At 53.7% G+C, this 12383-nt stretch carries 14 protein-coding genes; 9 read left to right on the top strand and 5 right to left on the bottom strand.

Annotated elements, in window-relative coordinates; genetic code table 11:
• The first annotated feature begins 33 nt into the window (after positions 1–33).
• Entirely contained in the window at positions 34–1050 is a 1017-nt protein-coding gene (locus tag A377_RS0104245) for a Fic family protein (protein ID WP_019894925.1), read from the top strand.
• A gap of 64 nt (positions 1051–1114) precedes the next feature.
• On the opposite strand, the gene A377_RS0104250 is transcribed toward A377_RS0104245, so the two are convergent.
• The 3 genes from A377_RS0104250 to A377_RS0104260 are packed head-to-tail and all read right to left on the bottom strand — an operon-like array spanning position 1115 to position 3575.
• The gene (locus A377_RS0104250; RefSeq protein ID WP_211209280.1) at positions 1115–1408 is read right to left on the bottom strand and encodes a DUF2442 domain-containing protein; all 294 of its coding nucleotides are present in this window, start codon (positions 1406–1408) and stop codon (positions 1115–1117) included.
• A 7-nt stretch (positions 1409–1415) separates the two neighbouring features.
• Positions 1416–1676, bottom strand: coding sequence for a DUF4160 domain-containing protein (locus A377_RS0104255; RefSeq protein ID WP_019894927.1), 261 nt, complete (start codon positions 1674–1676; stop codon positions 1416–1418).
• Between the two features lie 21 nt (positions 1677–1697).
• Positions 1698–3575 carry a sensor domain-containing diguanylate cyclase gene (locus A377_RS0104260; protein WP_019894928.1) on the bottom strand — a complete coding sequence of 626 codons (1878 nt, stop codon included), beginning with the start codon at positions 3573–3575 and terminating at the stop codon, positions 1698–1700.
• A 22-nt stretch (positions 3576–3597) separates the two neighbouring features.
• On the opposite strand from A377_RS0104260, the gene A377_RS0104265 reads away from it, so the two are divergent.
• The 8 genes from A377_RS0104265 to A377_RS13335 all read left to right on the top strand — a co-directional run bounded on the left by A377_RS0104265 (position 3598) and on the right by A377_RS13335 (position 10990).
• Positions 3598–4041, top strand: a complete 444-nt coding sequence (locus A377_RS0104265; protein ID WP_019894929.1) for a type II toxin-antitoxin system RelE/ParE family toxin — start codon at positions 3598–3600, stop codon at positions 4039–4041.
• Positions 4042–4046: 5 nt separating this feature from the next.
• A complete protein-coding gene (locus A377_RS0104270) occupies positions 4047–4358 on the top strand; it encodes a HigA family addiction module antitoxin (protein ID WP_245546767.1) in 312 nt (103 codons plus the stop codon).
• A 132-nt stretch (positions 4359–4490) separates the two neighbouring features.
• On the top strand, positions 4491–4730 hold the full coding sequence (locus A377_RS0104275) for a DUF2281 domain-containing protein (RefSeq protein ID WP_019894931.1): 240 nt from the start codon (positions 4491–4493) through the stop codon (positions 4728–4730).
• 127 nt (positions 4731–4857) lie between these two features.
• Positions 4858–8619, top strand: a complete 3762-nt coding sequence (gene metH / locus A377_RS0104280) for a methionine synthase (RefSeq protein ID WP_019894932.1) — start codon at positions 4858–4860, stop codon at positions 8617–8619.
• A gap of 13 nt (positions 8620–8632) precedes the next feature.
• Complete coding sequence (locus A377_RS0104285) at positions 8633–8926, top strand: hypothetical protein (RefSeq protein ID WP_019894934.1); 294 nt, start codon at positions 8633–8635, stop codon at positions 8924–8926.
• 108 nt (positions 8927–9034) lie between these two features.
• Positions 9035–9697 (top strand): cupin domain-containing protein, encoded by a 663-nt coding sequence (locus A377_RS0104290; protein ID WP_019894936.1) that lies wholly within the window; start codon positions 9035–9037, stop codon positions 9695–9697.
• A 59-nt stretch (positions 9698–9756) separates the two neighbouring features.
• Complete coding sequence (locus A377_RS0104295; protein ID WP_019894937.1) at positions 9757–10038, top strand: GIY-YIG nuclease family protein; 282 nt, start codon at positions 9757–9759, stop codon at positions 10036–10038.
• A gap of 139 nt (positions 10039–10177) precedes the next feature.
• Positions 10178–10990 carry a DnaJ domain-containing protein gene (locus A377_RS13335; protein WP_019894938.1) on the top strand — a complete coding sequence of 271 codons (813 nt, stop codon included), beginning with the start codon at positions 10178–10180 and terminating at the stop codon, positions 10988–10990.
• A 92-nt stretch (positions 10991–11082) separates the two neighbouring features.
• Here A377_RS13335 and A377_RS0104305 read toward each other — a convergent pair whose 3' ends face one another.
• Positions 11083–11760: a spermine/spermidine synthase domain-containing protein gene (locus A377_RS0104305; protein ID WP_019894939.1), complete on the bottom strand. Its 678-nt coding sequence runs from the start codon at positions 11758–11760 to the stop codon at positions 11083–11085.
• A gap of 89 nt (positions 11761–11849) precedes the next feature.
• Positions 11850–12065, bottom strand: coding sequence for a DUF3820 family protein (locus tag A377_RS0104310; RefSeq protein WP_019894940.1), 216 nt, complete (start codon positions 12063–12065; stop codon positions 11850–11852).
• Positions 12066–12383: the final 318 nt, after the last annotated feature.

Below are 12383 nucleotides of genomic sequence, written 5' to 3' on the forward strand. Positions count from 1 at the left end.
ATACGGCCAAAATAAAATAGAAATGTCCGTATAATGATCGATATGGACAAAAAAGCGATTCAAAACAACGCGCTCAGCTTTCTGAAAAACCAAAGCAAGCCGGTCACCACCCTGGAGATTCACCAGCACATCCAACAAACAGTGTCCGAAAGAACCCTGCGCCGATGGCTCGCCGACTGGCAAGCGCAAGGGCTTGTGGAAAGGCTCGGCCACAAACGCGGCACTCGCTACCAATACCGTCCGCAGTCGATTGAACCCAAACTGAGCTTTTTACAAAGCATCCCTAAACATCGTCGCCAGGCCCTGATTCATCAGATCCGTGACGTCTGGACGCATTCCTCCACTGCTCTGGAAGGCAATACCTTCACCCTGGGGGATACGTCCATTTTGCTGGAACAGGGCCTCACCATTTCCGGCAAACCGATCAAAGAACATCAGGAAATTCTGGGGCACGCCAAAGCGATTGATCTGATTTACCAGTTTGTCAGCCAAAACCAACCGATCGATAAAGCGTTTGTCTGCAGGCTGCACCTCGCCGTGCAAACCGAAAACGTGCTGGACATTTACAAGCCCATGGGCGATTGGAAAGTGGAGCCGAATGGCACCAATGCCGTGGATAAGCATGACCGACCGGTTTACATCGAATACGCCCACCCGCTGGACGTTGAAGCGCTCATGAACGAGTTTATGGAAGCGTTAAATGGCATCAAAACAGAAGCGATCACGCCCGAAAACGCGCCTCAGATTTATGCCGGACTGCATATGGGCTTTGTCCACATTCACCCCTTCTGGGACGGCAATGGCCGTCTGGCAAGACTGATCGCCAATATTCCACTGCTCAAAGCCGGGTTACCGCCACTGGTGATCGACCAAACCCAACGCGTGGAATACATTCGAGCCATCGCCGACTACCAAATCAAAACCGGAAAACTCACAAGCCAAACCGGCGTCTGGCCCGATAACGCAAACTACCAATGGTTTGAACACTTTTGCCAGAGCTGCTATCAGCTCACTCAAAAGTTGATCGATGAGGCGAAACAAGCAAAATAACCAGGCCTGGTGGGTTTTACAAAAACTCGTGCTGCCTTCATAACCTGACCGTTTTCTAGCTAAGTCAATCTGACGGTTTATATTCCCCCGCGGATTCGGCGACTTGTTGCATCCGGTTTTTGACTTTTTCATACAGGGTTTCTGGGGCAATATCGGCCTCGTTGGGCCAAACCAGTGTGCCGGATTCGACCTTGGCCTGTTTGAAAAACGTCTGGTCTTTCAACGGGGAAAAAATCGGACCCTTGTCAGGGTAGTCGCTCAGGTCGATTTCGGCTTTTACCTGATCGTCATATTCAATGTAGAAACGATAATCGCCGCGATATTCGGCTTTGGTGATCTGATTAAAGCGCCACATCATAGCCTCCCTAGTCCAAGGGCTGGATTTTTTTGATTTCTTTTCCACTGACCGCCAGTTGCCAGTCTTCTTCAAGTTCTGGCTGGTGTAAATCGATCCATTCACGAACCAGCCTGGTTGCCGTTCTGGACGCCAGATTGCCCTTTAAGATATTGCCCTTAAAATCGAAGATTGCATTCGCGCCAGAATACTCCACATGAACATGGGGTGGATTATGATCATCGTAATACATTCTGATGATGATGCCAAAGAAGCGGGAAATAATCGGCATGGTCGTACTCCTTACCCGGCTTTAACGAGCCGTTTGATCCTTCTTGTGCTGATACATGCCCTGATCGGCCCGTGCCATTAGGGTGTCTACCTGGTCGCCGTCTTCTGGGAAGTGAACTTGGCCGAAGCTGATGCCGACCCAGACGGACTCACCGGTCTCCAGCGTCACTGGGGCCATCACCCTTTCTTGCCAGTCTGCCAGCCATTGGTTCAACTGTGCTTCCTCTGGCGGGTCCGGTATCAGGGCCAGAAACTCGTCCCCGCCCAGACGCCCGAATACCGCCGTTTCCGGCATGGCCTGCTCCAGGCGCTGACACACGGTTTGCAGTACCAGATCGCCTGCGGCATGGCCGTGCTCGTCGTTGATCTGTTTGAACCGGTTCAAATCCATCATCACCAGCGTCAGAGGGTCGCCGCACGCGACCCAATCTTCGAGCTGTTCGTAGAGCCCAAAGCGGTTGTAGACCCCGGTCAGGCTGTCGTGCCGCGCCTGATGGGCGAGTTGTTTCTGACTGACGCGCAAACGCTGGTTGGTTTCTTCCAACTGGCGGGTCCGCGCCTGAACCCGGTCTTCCAGCATGCGTTCGCTGTTTTTGAGTTGTTCCACCATCTGCTGACGGGTTTCCAATACCTGTTCGCGGGCTTCGTCCCGGGCCTTTTGCATGCTGTGCACCCGGTCGGCCAGTGCCAGTGACAGCAACACCATTTCAAACGCCGAGCCGATGAACAGCGCATTGTTGGTGATGCCGTTGGACGGCAGCACGCCGATGTTGTGCAGTGCGATCACCACCACTCCGGTCAGCAGCGACGCCCAGGCCAGCACGAAAAAACGCGCCCCCGGCACCCGGTCATACAAACTGATCGCCCCAATCGTCAACGCACTGAGCGCAAACACCAGCGACACCAGATTGACCGTGACGGCGGCCAGCGCATAAAAGCCAAGCGCCGCGCTGACAAAGCTGAACAGATACACCGCCGAAATCACCGGCATCAGCCAGCGCACCCGCAACCGTTTCGCCGTTTTATGCAAAAACCGCTGCGCAAACAGGGCCCCGAACATCCCGGCCACTGACACCCCGCCGGTCGGACTCAAATGCACCAACCAGGCCTGATCCGGCCACAAAAATTGCCCGGTCAGCCCCGACAGGCCAGCCTGTCCCACCGCCAGAAAGCCGATAAAGCCCACATAAATCAGATACAGCGAATCGCGCAGGGACAAAAACAGAAACAGGTTATAAAACATCAGCCCCAGCAACAGGCCGTAATACATCCCCAGCACCATGTAACTGGTCTGATCCGCCTGCCAGCGGGCTTCCGGTTGCCACAGCGTCACCGGTATGGTCAACGTGCCTTCGGAGCGGACTTCCAGATAAAACTCATACTCCGTGTCCGGCGACAACCGCATCGGGAACAGATGATGCCGATGCCAGCCGGGTTGTTGCGACCAGGGAATGCGATCACCGGAGTGCAACGCTTTCAACGGCTGACCCGACTGGCCCCAGTAAAGCGTGACCCAGTCCAGCGAACCGTGCGCCACCTCCAGCCACCAATCCGGCGGCAGCTGGCTGGCCGTTTTCAGCGTGCCGTGCAGCCAGATGGTGTCGGTGGTCAGGCCAAAATTGGTCGCCCCCTTGCCTTCGCCCGAAAGCGAACGAAACGCCCCCTCTGCCCGCAATTGGCGAACTTCGGACAAGGAAAGCGACGATTCCGCATCCCGCAACACACTCAACTGAGACGAAAGCCGCTGCTGAGTCTGATCACTGACCAATACCTGTTCCGAACCCGGTTCCGACGCCTGCACCGGGCCAGTCGGCCAAAACAGGGCCAACAGCACAAAGCCACCCATCACCGCCCAAAAAAGCAGCGCAAAGCGGTCGGATGTCAAAAAACGTAGGTGCATAACAAAGCGTCTGAGGTCATGATTGAAACAGAAGATCATCTTATCAAAGATTGAAGGGCAAGATACGCAAAGCCGCATAATCAAGCGGCCATCACCTGATGGTTATGCAACTCCACTCGCGCTGGTAATACTCAATCTGAAAATAACATGGAATCCGTGCTATCATGCTAACATGATTGTTTCGTTTAAAAACAAAGCGGTTGAGGATGTTTTTAATGGGCGAGCTTCCAAGGAAGCCCGAAAAACATGCCCTCAAACGATTTGGAAGATTGCCGCTCGAAAGCTCGAACAACTGGATTCGGTGGTGGCGCTTGACGAATTGAAAATCCCACCAGGCAACCGCCTGGAAGCTTTATCTGGTGACAGGCAGGGGCAATACAGTATTCGAATAAACGGACAATTCAGAATTTGTTTTAAATGGAACGATTCAGGCCCAGACGAGGTCGAAATCGTTGATTATCACTGAGGTGAATGATGATTCGTATTCCAACAGATCGAGTGCCAACCCATCCCGGCGAAATGCTGGTGGAGGAATTTCTTCGCCCGATGGGCCTATCGCAAAAAGCGCTGGCAGAGGCGATTCACGTGCCTTACCAGAGAATCAATGAGTTGGTGAATCAAAAACGCGGTGTGACACCAAGCACCGCACTGAGACTGGGCAAATTTTTCGGCATGTCGGCCGATTTTTGGCTGAATCTGCAAATCCGCTGGGACCTGTATAAAGCTCAACAACTCGAAGCCGAAGCCCTGGCATCGATCGAAAACTGCCATTGCCCGGCTTAGCTGGTAAAGCCTTAAAATTGATAGAAAACAACAGAAACAATAACGAGACTTCCTTGCCAAAACCACCAGGCCTGGCCAGAAACAGACCTTTTTATGCTAAAATCAACCTGATCATATAAAAAGGAATCCGTGATGCAACTCAATGAGTTAGTTGAAAAAATCAATCGTCTGCCTGACCTGAAACGTCAGGAAGTGGCTGACTTTGTCGCATTTCTGGAAACGCGCTATGCCAATGATGCCACCAAAGATTCTTCCCCTGCTGCTTGGCATGACCAGCCATTTAAAAGCATGAGCATTGATCAGGCCATGGTCGGGTTGGATGACGAACCTGATTTGTACACTGAGGCTGACCTCAAGGCACATTGGTCATGAAACAAAGCCTGAAAACCACCAGGCCTGGTTAAAAATGCACTTGTCGCACGAACGCTGTGTGCCCTCACCACTTCACCCTCAGGCCTGTGCTAAAATAAAGGATTTCAATGATGATTGAGTTTCCTTTATGGCCCATTCCGACACTGCCTTGACGCTTTCCGACTCTCAGCGCCAGTCGCGCCTGACCCGCATCGCCCAGTTGCGCGACCGTCTGAAAACCCGCATTGTGCGTCTGGACGGGGCCATGGGCACCATGATTCAGAACCTCAAACTGACCGAGTCCGAGTTTCGCGGTGAGCGTTTTTCCGACTGGTCGTGCGACATTCAGGGCAACAACGACATTCTGGCGATGACCCAGCCGCAGTTGATCGAGAACATCCACCGCCAGTTTCTGCAAGCCGGTGCCGACATCGTTGAAACCAACTCCTTTAACGCCACCACCATTGCCCAGGCCGATTACGAGATGGAATCGATCGTCACCGATCTGAACATCGCGGCGGCCGAAGTGGCGCGCAGAGCCTGTGATGCCCTGACCGACCAGGACGGCGAACCGCGTTTTGTCGCCGGGGTGCTGGGGCCAACCAATCGCACCGCGTCGATTTCGCCGGACGTGAACGATCCGGGCGCACGAAACACCACGTTTGACCAATTGGTCGAAGCCTATGAGCAAGCCACCCGCGCCCTGATCACCGGCGGCGCGGACGTGATTCTGATCGAAACCATTTTTGATACCCTCAACGCCAAGGCCGCGATTTTTGCGGTCAAAAACATCGAGACCGAACTGGGCGACGAAATCCCGATCATGCTGTCGGGCACCATCACCGACGCCTCCGGGCGCACCCTGTCGGGCCAGACCACCGAGGCCTTTTACAATGCGGTTTCCCACGCCAACCCGCTGTCAGTGGGCCTGAACTGTGCCCTGGGGCCGGAAGAACTGCGTCGCTATGTGGGCGAACTCAGCCGCGTGTGCGAGGCCTATGTCTCGATTCACCCCAACGCCGGGCTGCCCAATGAATTCGGCGAATACGACGAAAGCCCAGAACAGATGGCGCACGAAATCGCAATCTGGGCGGAAAAGGGCTGGATTAATATCATCGGCGGCTGCTGCGGCACCACGCCCGATCACATTGCCGCCTTTACCCAGGCGATGAAAAATCACACGCCCCGCGCCCTGCCCGAGATCGCACCGGCCTGTCGCCTGTCGGGGCTGGAGCCGCTCAACATCGACGAAGACTCGCTGTTTGTGAATGTGGGCGAGCGCAACAACGTCACCGGGTCGGCCAAATTCAAACGCCTGATCATCGAAGACAATTTTGATGAAGCCATCGACATCGCAGTCAAACAGGTGGAAGACGGCGCTCAGGTGATCGACGTCAATATGGACGAAGGCATGCTTGATGCCAAAGCCTGCATGGTCAAATTTCTGAACCTGCTGGCCAGCGAACCCGACGCTTCGCGCGTGCCGATTATGATCGACTCCTCCAAATGGGAGGTGATCGAAGCCGGACTCAAATGCATTCAGGGCAAAGGCATCGTCAATTCCATCTCGCTCAAGGAAGGCGAAGAGGCGTTCATCAAACAGGCCAAGCTGGTTCGTGACTATGGCGCGGCGGCGATCATTATGGCGTTTGACGAAGACGGTCAGGCCGACACCTATGAGCGCAAAATCGAAATCTGCGAACGCTCCTATCGGGTGCTGGTGGACAAGGTCGGCTTTCCGCCGCAGGACATCATTTTCGATCCCAATATTTTTGCCGTGGCCACCGGGATCGAGGAACACAATCGCTACGGCCTCGACTTTATTGAGGCGGTGCGCTGGATCAAACAACACCTGCCCCACGCCAAAATCTCCGGCGGCGTGTCCAATGTGTCCTTTTCCTTTCGCGGCAACAATCCGGTGCGCGAAGCGATCCACTCGGTGTTTCTGTACTATGCGATCAAGGAAGGCATGGACATGGGCATCGTCAACGCCGGGCAGATGGCGATTTACGACGAGGTTCCGCCCAAGCTGCGCGATGCGGTCGAAGACGTCATTCTGAACAAAGACCCGGAAGCCAGCGAACGCCTGCTGGAGATCGCCGAAGAATACCGTGGCGACGGCACCGCCGCCAGCCGGGAAGCCGATCTGACCTGGCGCGAAGGCGATGTGGAAAGCCGCCTGCAACACGCGCTGATCAAAGGCATCACCGATTACATTGAAGACGACACCGAAGAGGCCTATCAGAAACTGGGCGCGCCGATCAACGTGATCGAAGGCCCGCTGATGGACGGCATGAACATCGTTGGTGACCTGTTTGGTGCGGGCAAAATGTTCCTGCCCCAGGTGGTCAAATCGGCGCGGGTGATGAAGCGCGCGGTGGCCCACCTTGACCCTTACCTGCAGGCGGAAAAAGCCGAAGGCCAGGTCAAGGGCAAAATCGTGCTCGCCACGGTCAAGGGCGACGTGCACGACATCGGCAAAAACATCGTCGGCATCGTATTGCAGTGCAACAACTTTGACGTGATCGATCTGGGCGTGATGGTGCCGGGCGAGGACATTCTGGATGCGGCAGAAAAAGAAAACGCCAATGTGGTGGGCCTGAGCGGCCTGATCACCCCGTCGCTGGAAGAAATGGTCAATGTCGCCAAAATGATGCAGGAACGCGGCATGGAGGTGCCCCTGCTGATTGGCGGGGCCACCACTTCCAAAGCGCATACCGCGGTCAAAATCGAACCGCAATACGAGCACCCGGTGGTGTACGTCAAGGACGCTTCGCGCGCCGTGGGCGTGGCGCAAAGCCTGATCTCGCATGACAAAAAGGCCGCCTTTGCCGACAAAATCCGCGCCGAATACGCCGACGTGCGCGAAGCGCGCAAGGCCCGCGCCAAAGAGGTCAAGCGGGTGTCGATCAAACAGGCGCGTCAGAATCCGGCGCTGAAAACGCTGGACGACCAGGCCTGGTCGGATTTTACCCCGACCAAGCCCAGCTTCCTCGGCAGTCGCGTGATCGAAGACTTTCCGCTGGAAACCCTGCTGGAACGCTTTGACTGGTCGCCGTTTTTCCAGGCCTGGGAACTGCACGGCAAATACCCGCGCATTCTGGACGACAAGGTCGTGGGCGAAGAAGCGAAAAAAGTCTTTGCCGACGCCAAGGAAATGCTGGAAGATTTGATGCGCGAAAAATGGCTGACCGCCAAAGCCGTGTACGGCTTTTACCCGGCCAATCGCGTGGGCGACGACATCGAAGTCTATACCGACGACAGCCGCTCGGAAGTGCTGACCCGTTTCCACCACCTGCGCCAGCAGTCGCAGAAAAAACGCGGCGGGGCCAACAACTGCCTGTCCGATTTTGTGGCCCCCAAAGACACCGGCGTCAAAGATTACATCGGCGTGTTTGCGGTCACAACCGGCATTGGCATCGAAGAACACATTGCCCGCTTTGAAGCCGCGCACGACGACTATCGCGCGATCATGCTCAAGGCGCTGGCCGACCGTTTCGCCGAAGCCTTTGCCGAAACCCTGCACCAGCAGGTGCGCAAAACCGATTGGGGCTATGCACCGGACGAAGCGCTCGACAACGACGCGCTGATTGCCGAACGCTATCAGGGCATTCGCCCGGCCGCGGGCTATCCCGCCTGCCCGGACCACACCGAAAAAGGCCTTTTGTGGGATCTGCTCAAACCCGATGAGCGCATCGGTCTGGAAATCACCGAATCCTTTGCCATGACGCCGACGGCGGCCGTGTCCGGCACCTACTTCGCGCACCCTGACAGCCGCTATTTCGGCGTCGGCTCCATCGGCCGCGACCAGGTCGAAGACTACGCCCAGCGCAAAGACTGGACCATCGAACAAGCCGAAAAATGGCTGGCCCCGAACCTGGGCTACGACCCCGAAGATTTTGCCAACTGAAAAAGCGATCACCATGAAAAAACGTCTGCAACAACTCGCCTCGCCCATTCTGAATCCGCTGGAAAACTCGGAAGGCGATTACCACTACAGCCCGTCGCACCGCAAGGTGCTCAAAATCATGGGCGTTCTGTTTGTGATGCTCGGTGGCGTGGGCCTGTATTTCTCCCTACTTGCCGACATTCTGGCCGGCCTGTTTCCGGTGATTCTGTTTACCGGCATTGGCCTGCTCTGTCTGATCGTGGGCTATCTGGGCAGTGACAAAGCCGTTTCCAAACTCTGGCGCAACCGCAACGAAACGCACCAGTAACCGCAGAAACCACCAGGCCTGGTGGTCAGGCACGGCCACATTGGTGCCCAACGTGGGCCAACGGCGACAACCCAGCAGGGCGCAACGTCACTAAAAAGGTAGGAAGGTATGTCCGATTCAACCCAAGCACTCAACATGGATTTCACCCAAAAAGTGGTCGTGGAAACCGAAAAAATGGACTGGGTCGGCAGTCGTGCCGACCAGGTGTTGCGCAAACCACTGGAAAGAGAATTTGCCGAATCGGGCCGAGCCACCAGCATCGTCCAGTTTTTGCCCGGTGCCAGCTTCCCTGCGCATCAACATGCTCTGGGCGAAGAAATCTTTGTGCTGGAAGGCGTCTTTTCCGATGAAAGCGGCGACTACCCCGCTGGCACCTATCTGCGCAACCCGCCCGGCTCAAGCCACGCGCCCCATTCCAAAGAGGGCTGCGTTATTTTCGTCAAACTGGAACAATTCTCGCCAGAAGACACTCAGCACGTGGCCCTGGATACCCATCAGGCCACCATGCAACCTGGCATCGGTCACTTAAACGTATTGAGCTTACACAGCTTTCAATCCGAACACTCCGCGCTGGTGTATTGGCCAGCGGGCGAACGGTTTCAACCGCATCAGCATTGGGGCGGCGAAGAAATTTTGGTGTTAAAAGGCGAATTGATCGACGAACACGGTCGCTATCCCCAAGGCACCTGGATTCGCAGCCCTCACCTGAGTCAGCACCACCCTTACGTGGAACAAGACACCTTGATTTACGTGAAAACGGGGCATTTATAGCCACAAGCCGGGCTTTGCCCCGGATGAACGGTTTGATAGAGCGGTCAGCGCCTTTAACTATGACAGACAAAACGCCAACCAACACCGACTGGCAAGTGTATCTGTTACGGTGTGCCGACAATACCCTCTATTGCGGCATCACCAACAACCTGCCACGCCGCCTGCGCCAGCACAACGGCGAAATGAACGGCGGCGCCAAATACACCCAGGGCCGTCGTCCGTGCCAACTGGCCTACTGCGAACACCACCCCGACAAAAGCCAGGCCCTAAAACGCGAACAGCAAATCAAACATTACACAAGACCCCAAAAAGAAAGCCTGTGTTCCAAGCTGGTGCCGTAACCAAAACGTACCAGGCCTGGTTAAAACGGTGTTTTAATACGCAGTAACGAAAGACAGGATGAAGAAAAAAGGGTAGCGTCCCCCTTTTTCCCAAAAACAAGCAGAAGAAGACGTGTTTGTTGAGAAACCATGAGACCCTATGAAATTCATTAAATACCTCCTACTTTTTATTGTTTTTATTTTCTTCAAGTTATTCGGTTGGCTGTTTAAAGGCACACGAAAAACCGTCGACATTGGGGTTGATGCCTATAAATCAGTGAAAAACAGTGAAAGCTTTGATGAAGCTTACCGAAACTTCGCATCGAACAAATACGCCAAAGCACGTTTAGGGATCCCCGAAGAAATCATTGCTTTGATGGCCAAGGTCGCCGCCAGCGATGGCAAGATCAGTGAACTGGAAATTGAATACATGAGCGACACCATAAAGTCGATGGCTCAGGCGATGATATCTGCAGGTGTTGATCCAAGGGTCGTCGACCCCATCAAAAAAAGACTTTTTTCGCTGGCAAACGTGGCAAAGCGTGATGACAACCCGGTCTCTTATTACTGCCACGCCTTATCAAAGGCCAATCACGAAATTCGCCAGGGTGCACTCCTGCAAATCATTGCTTTTGCCTCTCTGGATGGGGTGTCCGAAAACACCAGGGCAATGCTATTTGAGCTAGGTGAAAATTTGCATTTCTCGCATTCTGAAACTGAGACTTTCTTTGAGAACGTGAACGGGAACGCTGGAGGATCCACCTATCAGAATGACCCTTATGAGGTGCTTGGCTGCAATGAAGAAGACGACTTTTCAACCATCAAAAAAACTTACCGCAAATTAGTCAAGCAATATCACCCTGACTTTATGCACGGCAAGGGAATGGAGGACGCCCAAATTAGAGAAGCCACAGAAAAGATGCAAGAGATCAATGCCGCCTATGAGGAAATCAAGCGTCGCCGAAATGCATGACAACGAAGTAAAAGGCGTCCCCTTAGCGCCGTTTTTTACCGAAAATAGGCAAAGCCCTTAATGCCATTATCTGCACATTGCCTGAACGAATGCTAAGGCTTTTTCGCAAGGAAAATAGTATGGCGACTGCCTTTACCCGGTCTTGCTCTCACCGTTTTGTTGCTCACTTTGAATCCGGCTTTTTTGAGTTGATTCATGAACTTCGAATCTGGCCCGGCAGACCACACGGCCAGCATCCCTTCAGGGCGTAGACTGTTATATAACGCACTTAAACCTGCGCTTGAATACAGCCAATTGTTCTCACTGTTCGTCATGCCTTCCGGTCCATTATCGACATCGAGCAAAATGGCGTCAAAATCTGGTTTCTGTTGTGTGATTAATTCGGCGATATCGCCTAATCGTACCTGGCTGCGCGCATCTTCTAACGGGTTGCCAGCACATTCCCCTAGCGGGCCGCGGTTCCATTCAACCACTTCTGGAATCAGCTCTGCCACAGTCACCCTTGAGCTAGCCGTCACACACACCAACGCGGTTGCCAAGGTATACCCCATCCCCAAACCGCCCACTAAAACCTCTGCACTGTCTTTGTTTTTAATATGCGCACAGCCAAGCTTAGCCAATTCCTGCTCGGAGCTATAAACCCGACTACTCATCAATACACCGCGTGAACCAGAAAGCTTTATCGTAAATTCATCTTCACGCTGTAATAAAACCAACTCACCGCCGTTGTTGGGAATCATCGCTGTCGCGAGTTTGCTTAATTGCGTCATATTATCTCGTCATGTATGGGGTTGATTGAGTGGCCGTGTATTTTTTAGAAAGGGCAGAGTAAAAACCATGTAAAACCTACCAGGCCTGGTCAATTTTGATTTCTCAACGGATCAAGAAGGTGCTTCAAACCATTGTGATCCAACTCATGCATGAGAGCCAATAACTGCCCTAAATGACCAGATGGAAACCCCTCACGCGCAAACCAATTAAGGTAATTTCCTGGCAAATCAGCAATAATTCGTCCCTTGTATTTGCCGTAAGGCATCGTGACGGTAACGAGTTTCTTTAAATTCTCTGGGTTCATAAGTTAAAGAATAGAGATAAGCAGTGATTAAGCATTTTGACTCCTGAATTCAGGCACAGTTCAGACAGTTGTCCATGGAAGAACGATACCATATTCAGTTTGAATTTGAACTGGGATTGAGCTTAAGGCAAATTGCCAAAACCACCAGGCCTAGTGCGGTTCAACGCCCGGCTGAGCATGGTGCTGGCGCTGTCTGAGCCTGCTTCATTTACCTGATCAACAATTCATAACCCGTTGTGGTACCTTTAATGGAGGGGCGTCTGCCTGAACTGTGTCATCTTTGGCGCACGAATGCTTTGTGTGAAATCGACCATTCCA

The organism is Hydrogenovibrio halophilus DSM 15072 (assembly GCF_000384235.1).
Taxonomy (GTDB): Bacteria; Pseudomonadota; Gammaproteobacteria; order Thiomicrospirales; family Thiomicrospiraceae; genus Hydrogenovibrio; species Hydrogenovibrio halophilus.

What these genes read in the sequence shown, in the direction of transcription:
- A377_RS0104255 (WP_019894927.1), bottom strand. Translation starts at nt 1,676, where the DNA reads ATGCCGATTATTTCCCGCTTCTTTGGCATCATCATCAGAATGTATTAC.
- A377_RS0104305 (WP_019894939.1), bottom strand. Translation starts at nt 11,760, where the DNA reads ATGACGCAATTAAGCAAACTCGCGACAGCGATGATTCCCAACAACGGC.
- A377_RS0104285 (WP_019894934.1), top strand. Translation starts at nt 8,633, where the DNA reads ATGAAAAAACGTCTGCAACAACTCGCCTCGCCCATTCTGAATCCGCTG.
- A377_RS0104270 (WP_245546767.1), top strand. Translation starts at nt 4,047, where the DNA reads ATGATGATTCGTATTCCAACAGATCGAGTGCCAACCCATCCCGGCGAA.
- A377_RS0104295 (WP_019894937.1), top strand. Translation starts at nt 9,757, where the DNA reads ATGACAGACAAAACGCCAACCAACACCGACTGGCAAGTGTATCTGTTA.
- A377_RS0104310 (WP_019894940.1), bottom strand. Translation starts at nt 12,065, where the DNA reads ATGAACCCAGAGAATTTAAAGAAACTCGTTACCGTCACGATGCCTTAC.
- A377_RS0104250 (WP_211209280.1), bottom strand. Translation starts at nt 1,408, where the DNA reads ATGATGTGGCGCTTTAATCAGATCACCAAAGCCGAATATCGCGGCGAT.
- A377_RS13335 (WP_019894938.1), top strand. Translation starts at nt 10,178, where the DNA reads ATGAAATTCATTAAATACCTCCTACTTTTTATTGTTTTTATTTTCTTC.
- A377_RS0104275 (WP_019894931.1), top strand. Translation starts at nt 4,491, where the DNA reads ATGCAACTCAATGAGTTAGTTGAAAAAATCAATCGTCTGCCTGACCTG.
- A377_RS0104290 (WP_019894936.1), top strand. Translation starts at nt 9,035, where the DNA reads ATGTCCGATTCAACCCAAGCACTCAACATGGATTTCACCCAAAAAGTG.
- A377_RS0104260 (WP_019894928.1), bottom strand. Translation starts at nt 3,575, where the DNA reads ATGCACCTACGTTTTTTGACATCCGACCGCTTTGCGCTGCTTTTTTGG.
- A377_RS0104245 (WP_019894925.1), top strand. Translation starts at nt 34, where the DNA reads ATGATCGATATGGACAAAAAAGCGATTCAAAACAACGCGCTCAGCTTT.
- metH (WP_019894932.1), top strand. Translation starts at nt 4,858, where the DNA reads ATGGCCCATTCCGACACTGCCTTGACGCTTTCCGACTCTCAGCGCCAG.